Origin of the sequence: Streptomyces sp. BR1, assembly GCF_052373795.1 — a bacterium.
Lineage (GTDB): Bacteria > Actinomycetota > Actinomycetes > Streptomycetales > Streptomycetaceae > Streptomyces.
Window position 1 is genome coordinate 1454452 of record NZ_CM126252.1, and the last position, 10277, is coordinate 1464728.

1 protein-coding gene is annotated in these 10277 nt (G+C 73.5%); it reads right to left on the reverse strand.

The window, feature by feature from the left end:
- Positions 1-5 precede the first annotated feature (5 nt).
- On the reverse strand, positions 6-10193 hold the full coding sequence (locus ACT1U9_RS06095) for a type I polyketide synthase (RefSeq protein WP_444537350.1): 10188 nt from the start codon (positions 10191-10193) through the stop codon (positions 6-8).
- Between the last annotated feature and the right edge of the window lie 84 nt (positions 10194-10277).

Consider the following 10277-nt stretch of genomic DNA (forward strand, 5'->3'; position numbering starts at 1 on the left):
GCACGTCAGGATCGGTTGCTGTCGTCGAGGTCGTTGCTGTCGGCGCCGTCGAGCGCCAGGTCGAGAAGGTCCTGGAGGTCCATCGTGTCGATGGACTCCCCTTCGTCGGCGGGGCCTGTGGGGGCCGTGGGGGAATCGGGATCGGCGAGCCGGAGCAGGGTGTCCAGCAGCCCGGCCTCGCGGATCCGGCCCAGCGGGATGGTCGCGAGGGTGCGGCGCAGCTCGGCGTCCTGTGGGTCGGTGTCCACACCGGGGGCGGTGGGGGCTCCGGTGCCCGCGGGGAAGAGGATGTGCGCCAAGTGCCGGGCCAGTGCGGTCGGGTTGGGGTAGTCGAAGACCAGGCTGGAGGCGAGTCGCAGGCCGCACGCCGCACCCAGGCGGTTGCGCAGCTCGACGGCGGTCAGCGAGTCGAAGCCGAGGTCCTTGAAGGCCCGGTCGGCGGCGACCGCGTCGGCCGAGGTGTGGCCGAGGGCGGCTGCCGCGTGTTCGCGTACGAGGTCGAGCAGGGCGGCCTGGCGGTCGTCGCCGGTCAGCTCCGTGAGCCGTTGGAGCGCGGCCGGGGAGCCGTCGGCGGCCGGTCCCTGGGCGGCGGGCGCGTCGCCGCGCAGGGCGTCCCGCACCTCCGGCAGATCACCGATGAGCGGGCGGGGCCGGGCGGCGGCGAACACGGGCGCGAACCGGGCCCAGTCGACGTCGGCGACGGTCAGTGCCGCGTCCCTCCCCGCCACCGCGCGCCCGAGGGCCAGCAGGTTCGTCGCCGGGTCCATGGGCGGCAGCCCGCGGCGGCGCAGTTGCTCCTCCGCGTCTCCTTCGGTTGCCATCCCGCCGTCCGCCCAGGGGCCCCAGGCGAGGGCCGTGGCGGTGAGGCCGCGGGCCCTGCGCCGTTCGGCGAGGGCGTCGAGGAAGGCGTTGGCCGCCGCGTAGGCGCCCTGGCCGCCGCTGCCCCAGACACCGGCGATGGAGGAGAAGAGGACGAACGCGTCGAGGGAGTCGGGCGCGTCGAACAGCGCGTCGAGGTGGACGGCCCCGGCGGTCTTCGCGGCCACGACGTGGGCGAATCCGGGCAGGTCCGTGCCGGTGCCGGGCGGCTGCGAAACGCCGGCCGCGTGCACCACGGCGCGTACCGGGGTGCCGTCGGCGGCTAGCCGCGCGACAAGTGCCTCAAGCGCCGTCCGGTCGGCGACGTCGCAGGCCGCGAAGGTCACGGTGGTGCCCAGCGCGGACAGCTCCGCCTCGGTCTCGGCCGCGCCGGGCGCGTCCGGCCCGCGTCGGCTGACCAGGACCACGTGCTCCGCGCCGTGCGTGGCGAGCCAGCGGGCGACATGCCCGCCGAGCGCGCCCGTGCCGCCGGTGACGAGTACGGTGCCGCGCGGGGTCCAGGCCGCGGTACGTGCCCCCTGAGGAGCGACGCGCACCAAGCGCCGTACGAGCGTGCCCGAGGCACGGATCGCCAGCTGGTCCTCGTCGCCGGTTCCGGCGAGCACGGCGAGCAGCCGGTCCACGGCCCGCTCGTCGGCGGAGCCGGGCAGGTCGACGAGTCCGCCCCAGCGATCGGGGTGCTCCAGCGCGAACGTCCGGCCCAGGCCCCAGGTCTGTGCCTGCGCGGCCCCGTCCAGTTCGTCGGACGCGACGGCTGCGACGGCGTCACGGGTGACACACCACAGCGGTGCCTCGATGCCCCTGCCCGCCTCGGCGAGCACGGAGGTCAGGGCCGAGCCGAGGGCGAGGCCGACGGGGACGCCGGGGTGCTCGGGGTGCGCGCGTTCGTCCAGCGCCAGCAGCGACAGGACGCCGGCCGTCGACGCGCGCGTCGCCTCGTCCACGCGCTCGGCCAGGCGTGCGCCCAGCACCGCCGGATCGCTGTCGGCGGTGTCGAGGACGAGCAGTACGAGCCGGGCGCCGCCCGCCTCCAGACGTGCGGTCAGCGTACGGACCCAGGGGTCGTCCGCGTACGGCGCCGACAGGGCCACCAGCCAGGTGCCCGGCGGCGTACCCCGGTCGGCCCCGGTCCACGGCTGCCAGGCGATCCGGTAGCGCCGGGCGTCCGCCTGCGACCGCGACCGCTGGTTGTTCCGCCACAGCGACAGGGCGGGCAGCACGGCGCTGAGCGGCTGATCACCGTCCAGCTCCGGCCCGCCGTCCAGCGACGCGAGATCCTCGCGCTCGACCGCGTCCCAGAACCGGGCGTCCACCTCACTGCCGCCGAGCTCGGCCCCGGCGGTGCGCGGGGCGGCGGAGGCCTCGGGCCAGTAGCGCCGGCGCTGGAAGGCGTACGTCGGCAGATCGACGCGCTGGGCGCCGGTGCCGGTGAAGTACGCCTGCCAGTCGACCGTGCCCCCGTGCGTGTGAGCCTGGGCGAGCGCGGTGGTCACGGTCTCGGCCTCGGGACGGTTCTTGCGGAGCACGGGCACGAAGGCCGCGTCCTCGGTGACGCACTCCTGGGCCAGCGCCGAGAGAACCCCGTCGGGGCCCAGTTCGAGGTAGGTGGTGACACCGGCCGCTTCGAGGGATCGGATGCCGTCGAGGAAGCGAACCGCCTCGCGGACGTGACGTACCCAGAAGTCGGCCGAAGCCATCTCGTCGGAGACCAGAGCGCCGGTCAGGTTGGAGACGACCGGGATACGGGGCAACTCGTACGAGAGCCCCGACACCACCTCGCGGAAGGCTTCCAACATGCCGTCCATGTGCGGCGAGTGGAACGCGTGACTGACCGTCAGCCGCTTCGACTTACGGTCCGGGAACTGCGCGACAATCTTGACCGCCGCGTCCTCGTCACCGGCGATGACCACCGACTGCGGACCATTGATGGCGGCGATGGACACACCGTCGGTGAGGTACGGAAGCACCTCGTCCTCCGACGCCTGCACAGCGATCATCACACCGCCACCGGGCAACGCCTGCATCAACCTGCCCCGGGCAGCGACCAGTTCACAGGCATCCTGGAGCGAGAACACACCCGCCACATGCGCAGCAGCAATCTCACCGATCGAATGACCCGCCAGGAAGTCCGGCTTCACACCCCACGACTCCACCAGACGGAACAACGCCACCTCAACCGCGAACAACGCAGGCTGAGTGAACTCCGTACGATCCAGCGCCTCCGCGTCCGAGCCGAACAGCACATCCCTCAGCGGGAGTTCAAGGTGAGCGGCGACCGCGTCCAACGCCTCCGCGAACACCGGGAAGGCGTCATACAACTCACGGCCCATCCCCAGCCGCTGACTCCCCTGACCCGTGAACAGGAACGCCAGACCGCCGTTGGCCGCCGTCCCCTGTGTCAGGCCCGGTGCCTCCGCACCGGCCGCCAGTGCCGCGAGGGCACGCTTCAGGCCCTCGAAGTCGCCGTCTCCCTGGTGCCCGTCGGCGACGATCGTGGCGCGGTGGCCGAGACCCGTACGACCGGTCGCCAACGAGTACGCCAGGTCGACCGGCCGGGGGCCGTCCTCGGCTTCGAGCACGGACAGGAGCTGCCCGGCCTGGGCGCGAAGAGCCTCGGGGGTCTTCGCCGAGAGGACGTACGGGAGGGCGCCGTGCGCCACGGTGGCGGCCGGGGCCCGCATCCCGTCGGTGGCCTGCGGGGCCTGCTCGATGATCGTGTGGGCGTTGGTACCGCTGATGCCGAAGGACGACACGCCCGCTCGCCACGGCCGCTCGGTGACCGGCCACGGCGCCGCGTCCGTCAGGAGGGCCACCTCGCCGGCCGACCAGTCGACGTGCGGCGACGGCGCGTCGACGTGCAGGGTCTGCGGGAGCACCCCGTGCCGCATCGCGAGAACCATCTTGATGATGCCCGCCACGCCCGCGGCGGCCTGCGTGTGGCCGATGTTCGACTTGATCGAACCGAGCAGCAGCGGCCGGTCCGCCTCGCGGTCCTGGCCGTACGTGGCCAGCAGGGCCTGCGCCTCGATCGGGTCACCCAACCTCGTACCCGTACCGTGCGCCTCCACCACATCCACCTCAGCAGCCGACAAACCCGCACTCGCCAGAGCCGCACGGATCACCCGCTGCTGCGACGGACCATTCGGAGCCGTCAGACCATTACTCGCACCATCCTGGTTAATCGCCGAACCACGGACCACCGCCAACACCGGATGGCCGTTCTTCCGCGCGTCCGACAGCCGCTCGACAAGCAGCATGCCGACACCCTCGCCCCAGCCCGTACCGTCCGCCGAAGCGGCAAACGCCTTGCAGCGTCCGTCGGGTGAGAGACCGCCCTGGTGGCTGAACTCGCTGAAGGTGCCCGGGGTCGACATCACGGTCACACCGCCCGCGAGCGCCATCGAGCACTCACCGCTGCGCAGCGCCTGGATCGCCCAGTGCAGCGCGACCAGCGAGGACGAGCAGGCCGTGTCGACCGTGACCGCCGGACCCTCCAGGCCCAGGGCGTAGGAGACCCGGCCGGAGAGGACGCTGCCCGCGTTGCCGGTCATCACATGGCCGAGGACGCCGTCCGCGCCGGCCTGCTCCAACTGGGCGTCGTAGCCACTGTAGGAGGCGCCGACGAACACACCGGCCCGACTGCCGCGCAGGGCGGACGGGGCGATGCCCGCGCGCTCGATCACCTCCCAGGAGGTTTCGAGCAGGAGGCGCTGCTGCGGGTCCATCGCCAGGGCCTCACGGGGCGAGATCCCGAAGAAGTCGGCGTCGAAGGCGTCGGCGTCGTAGAGGAAGCCGCCCTCGAAGGCCGGGCCGTCACCGTCGGCGTACAGCTCGTCGGTGTCCCAGCCCCGGTTGCCGGGCAGGCCGGAGATCGCGTCGCCGCCGTTCACGACTAGCCGCCACAGCTCCTCGGGGGTGCGGACACCGCCGGGGTAGCGGCAGCTCATGGCCACGATCGCGATCGGGTCGTCGGCCGGGACGACGCCTGCGGGCACGGCGTGCGCGTCCTCGGCCACCTCCCGTGGGTCGCCGAGGAGTTCGGCGCGCAGATGCCGTACGAGCGCGGCGGGCGAGGGGTGGTCGAAGACCAGGGCCGTCGCCAGCCGCAGCCCGGTGACGGCGCCGAGGCGGTTGCGCAGTTCGACGGCGGTCAGCGAGTCGAATCCGAGATCCTTGAACGCCCGCTCGGGATCGACGCGTTCGGCCGAGGCGTGGCCGAGTACGGACGCGACCTGGGTGCGTACGAGGTCGAGGAGCGCCCGGTCCTGCTCGGGGGCGGCGAGGCGGTGCAGCCGCTCGGCCAGCGGGGTGCCGCCGTCCGTGCGGGTGTGCGCGGTCCGCCGGCCGCCCGCTCCGAGGAGCGCCCGCAAGACGGGGGCGACCGGGCCGGGGCCCGCGGCGGTGCGCAGCCCGGCGAGGTCGAGGCGGGCCGGGACGAGCAGGGGCCGGCCGGCGGCGAGGGCCGTGTCGAGCAGGGCCATGCCCTCGGCGGCCGGGAGGGCGCCCATGCCGTGCTGTTCCATGCGGCGCAGCTGGGCCGCGTCGAGTCCGCCGGTCATGCCGCTGGCGTCGGCCCACAGTCCCCAGGCGAGGGAGGTGGCGGGCAGGCCCCGGGCGTGGCGGTGCTGGGCGAGGGCGTCCAGCGTGACGTTGGCGGCGGCGTAGTTGGCCTGGCCCGCACTGCCGAGGGTGCCGGCGATCGCGGAGAAGAGCACGAAGGCGCTCAGCGGCAGCTCTCGGGTCAGTTCGTGCAGGTGCAGGGCCGCGTCGGCCTTCGGCCGCAGGACGGCGTCGAGGCGATCCGGGGTGAGGGAGGCGATCATGCCGTCGTCGAGGACGCCCGCCGTGTGGACGACCGCGGTCAGCGGGTGCTCGGCGGGAACGGCGGCCAGGACGGCGGCCAGGGCGTCCCGGTCCGCCGCGTCGCAGGCGGCCCAGGTGACCTCGGCGCCCAACTCGGCGAGTTCGGCGCCGCGTTCGGCGGCCCCCGGGGCGTCGGCGCCCCGGCGGCTCAGGAGCAGCAGGTGGCGGGCGCCGTGGACGGTGACCAGGTGCCGGGCGACGATGCCGGCGAGGGTGCCGGATCCTCCGGTGACGAGGACGGTGCCGTTCGGGTCGAGCGCGGTGGTGGGGGCCGCGGGGGCGGCGGGGCGGCTGCGGGTCAGCCGGGGCACGCGTACGGCGGCGGCGCGCAGCAGCAGCTCGGGTTCGCCGGTGGCGAGGGCGGCGGCCAGCGGCCCCTCAAGGACGTCCGCGACGGGGGCGTCCAGGTCCGCGAGGACGAACCGTCCGGGGTTCTCGGTCTCCGCCGAGCGCACCAGGCCCCACACCGCGGCATGCGTCAGGTCGTCGACGTCCTCGCCGGGCGCGGCGACCGCGCCCCGGGTCACGACGACCAGCTTCGCGTCCGCGAACCGCTCGTCGGCCAGCCAGGCCGTCACCAGGGCGAGCGCCCGGTGTGCGGCCTCTCGCAGGGCCTGTGGTGCGTTCCCGGCGCCGTGTTCCGTGAAGGGCGCGAAGACGTGGGCGGGTACGGGCGCACCCGCCTCGACGGCCGCACCCAGCGCGGCCAGGTCGGCGTATCGCGCCGCCGGGCCGGATTCCGTGGCTCCGAGGACCGCCCAGCCGTCGGTGGACGCGGCCGTGCCGTCGCCGGTCGGCAGCGGCACCCAGTCGAGCTGGAACAGCGAGTCGTGCCGGCCGGCCTGATCGTCCCGTACCGCCTCGGGCCCGCCCGTCTCGAAGGGGCGCGGGGTCAGAGCGCCGACGGTGGCCACGGGCTCGCCGAGGTCGTCGGCGAGTTCGAGCGCGAGGGATCCGTCGGCACCGGGGAACGCCCGTATCCGCAGGGCACCGGCGCCCACCGCGTACAGGGTCACGTCCGACCAGGAGCCGAGCCCGGCACCCGAACCGGTGTCAGGTCCGGCGAGTGCGGCGGCGTGGGCCGCGGCGTCGAGCAGCACCGGGTGCAGCCCGAACTCCTCGGCCTGCGGGCTTCCTTCGGGCAGGCGCACCTCGGCGAACAGTTCGCCGTCGCGCCGCCAGACCGCCTGCACGGCCCGGAACGGCGCGCCGCGCTCGGGTGCCGCCGCGGCCTGTGCGTACAGCTCGGTGATGTCCACGGCCTCGGCCGAGGCAGGCGGCCACTGCGCCGGCTCGAACGACGCCGCGGGCGCGGCGGGCGCGAGGACGCCGTGTGCGTGCCGGGCCCAGGGCGCGTCCGTCGGCGCGGTCTCCGTCCGGGAGGAGACCGTGAAGGGGCGTCGGCCGGTGGCGTCGGGCCCTTCGACGAGCAGTTGGAGTCGTACGGCGCCTTCGGCGGGCAGGGCCAGGGGGGCGTCGAGCGTCAGCGCTTCGAGGTGCGCGCCGCCGGCCTGGTCCCCGGCGCGTACGGCCAGTTCGACGAAGGCGGCTCCGGGCAGCACAGCCGTACCCGCCACGGTGTGGCCGGCCAGCCACGGCTGGTCCCGCAGCGAGAGCCTGCCGGTGAACAGCACGGTGCCGGAATCGGCCAGCGTGACGGCCGCGCCGAGCAGCGGATGCGCGGCCGGGTCGAGCCCCGCCCCGCTCATGTCACCGGCACCGGCCGCGCCGGGTTCCAGCCAGTAGCGCTCGCGCTGGAAGGCGTACGTGGGCAGCTCGACGCGCCGGGCGCCGGTACCGCCGAAGTACGCCTCCCAGTCCAAGGGCACACCCCGGACATGGGCGTGGGCCACGGCCGACGTCAGCGTCTCGGCTTCGGGGCGGCCGGAACGCAGAGCGGACACGAAGACGGTGTTCTCGCCGGTCACGCACTCCTGGGCCATGGCGGAGAGGACTCCGTCGGGGCCGAGTTCGACGTACGTGGTGACACCGGCGGTTTCGAGGGCGCGAACACCGTCGAGGAAGCGAACCGCCTCGCGGACGTGGCGTACCCAGAAGTCGGCCGACGCCATCTCGTCCGAGACCAGCGCACCGGTCAGGTTGGAGACGACCGGGATACGCGGGGACTCGTACGACAGCCCCTCGGCAACCTTGCGGAAGGCGTCCAACATGCCGTCCATGTGCGGGGAGTGGAAGGCGTGACTGACCGTCAGCCGCTTCGACTTACGGTCCGGGAACTGCGCGAGGACCTCAAGCGCCGCGTCCTCGTCACCCGCGATGACGACTGACTTCGGACCATTGATGGCCGCGATGCTGACTCGGTCGGTGAGGTACGGCAGGACCTCGTCCTCCGACGCCTGCACCGCGATCATGACACCACCGGCGGGCAGCGCCTGCATCAACCGGCCCCGGGCGGCGACCAGTTCACACGCGTCCTCCAGCGAGAACACACCCGCCACATGCGCCGCAGCGATCTCACCGATGGAGTGACCCGCCAGGAAGTCGGGCTTCACACCCCACGACTCCACCAGCCGGAACAACGCCACCTCAACCGCGAACAACGCAGGCTGCGTGAACTCCGTACGGTCAAGAAGATCACCGTCGTTGCCGAACAGCACATCCCTCAGCGGGACTTCAAGGTGAGCGGCGACCGCGTCCAACGCCTCCGCGAAGACGGGATACGCGTCATACAACTCACGCCCCATCCCCAGCCGCTGACTCCCCTGACCCGTGAACAGGAACGCCGTCTTGCCCTCGGTGGCCGTGCCCGTGACCAGGCCGGCGGCCTCGCCGCCCTCGGCGAGTGCGGTCAGGCGCGTACGGAAGTCGTCCCCGACGCCGCCGAGCAGCACGGCGCGGTGCTCCAGAGCGGCTCGGGTGGTGGCGAGGGAGTAGCCGATGTCCGCCGGGGAGTGCTCCGGGTGCGTCTCCAGGTGCGTGAGCAGCCGGGCGGCCTGGTCGCGCAGGGCGGCGGCGCTCCTGCCGGAGAGCGTCCACGGCAGGACTGCCGGAGCGACGGTGGGGGCTGCGGCTTCCTCGGTGGGCTCGCCGGCCTCGTGGGCGGGTGCCTGCTCGATGATGGTGTGGGCGTTGGTGCCGCTCACGCCGAACGCGGAGACGGCCGCGCGGCGCGGTGCGCCGGTCTGCGGCCACGGCATCGGCTCGGTGAGCAGGGCGACGTCGCCGGCCGACCAGTCGACGTCGGGCGTCGGCTCGTCGACGTGGAGGGTCTTGGGCAGCACGCCGTGGCGCATGGCCATGACCATCTTGATGATGCCCGCGACACCGGCGGCGGCCTGCGTGTGGCCGAGGTTGGACTTCAGTGAACCGAGGCGCAGGGGGCGGCCTTCGGGGCGGTCCTGTCCGTACGTGGCGAGCAGGGCCTGGGCCTCGATCGGGTCGCCGAGGGTGGTGCCGGTGCCGTGCGCCTCGACCGCGTCGATCTCGACGGCCGAGAGCCGGGCGTTCTCCAGGGCCTGGCGGATGACGCGCTGCTGGGCGGGGCCGTTGGGAGCCGTGAGGCCGTTGCTGGCGCCGTCCTGGTTGACGGCGGAGCCGCGGACGACCGCGAGCACCTGGTGACCGTTGCGGCGGGCGTCGGAGAGGCGCTCGACCAGCAGGACGCCGACACCCTCGGACCAGCCGGTGCCGTCGGCGGAGGCGGCGAAGGACTTGCAGCGGCCGTCGGGCGACAGGCCGCGCTGGCGGCTGAACTCGACGAACACATCGGGGGTGGGCATCACGCAGACGCCGCCGACGAGAGCGAGCGAGCACTCACGCTGGCGCAGCGCCTGGGTGGCGAGGTGCAGGGCGACGAGGGAGGAGGAGCAGGCGGTGTCGACGGTGGCCGCGGGGCCCTCCAGGCCGAAGACATAACTGATCCGGCCGGACAGGACGCTGGTGGCGCCGCCCGTCAGCAGGAGCCCTTCGAGCCCTTCCGGGGCCTCCTTGAGATCGGCGCCGTATCCCATGGCGCCCGCGCCGACGTAGACGCCGGTGCGGCTGCCGCGTACCGCCGACGGGGCGATGCCCGCGCGCTCGAACACCTCCCAGGAGGTCTCCAGGAGGAGGCGCTGCTGCGGGTCCATCGCCAGCGCCTCGCGCGGCGAGATCCCGAAGAATCCCGGGTCGAATTCGGTGGCGCCGTCGAGGAATCCGCCGCCGGTGTTGTAGAAGGTGCCCTTGCGGTCGGGGTCGGGGTCGGCGAGCGACGCGATGTCCCAGCCTCGGTCGGCGGGGAATGCGGTAATGGCGTCACCGCCCTCGTCGACCAGTTTCCACAATTCCTCGGGAGAGCGCACACCGTTCGGGAACCGGCAGCTCATCGCGACGATGGCGATGGGTTCCTGGGCGTCCGACTCGACCTCTTGGAGGCGGCGGCGGGCACGCCGCAGCTCCGTGGTCATCCACTTCAGATTTTCGAGAAGCTTTTCTTCGTTCGCGCTGGCCACTGAAACGTCACCCCCTGGGGAACTGCGGAATACGTGCGGACATCGGCTTCGGATCGGTCGGCGGACCGGTCATCGGGGCGATCA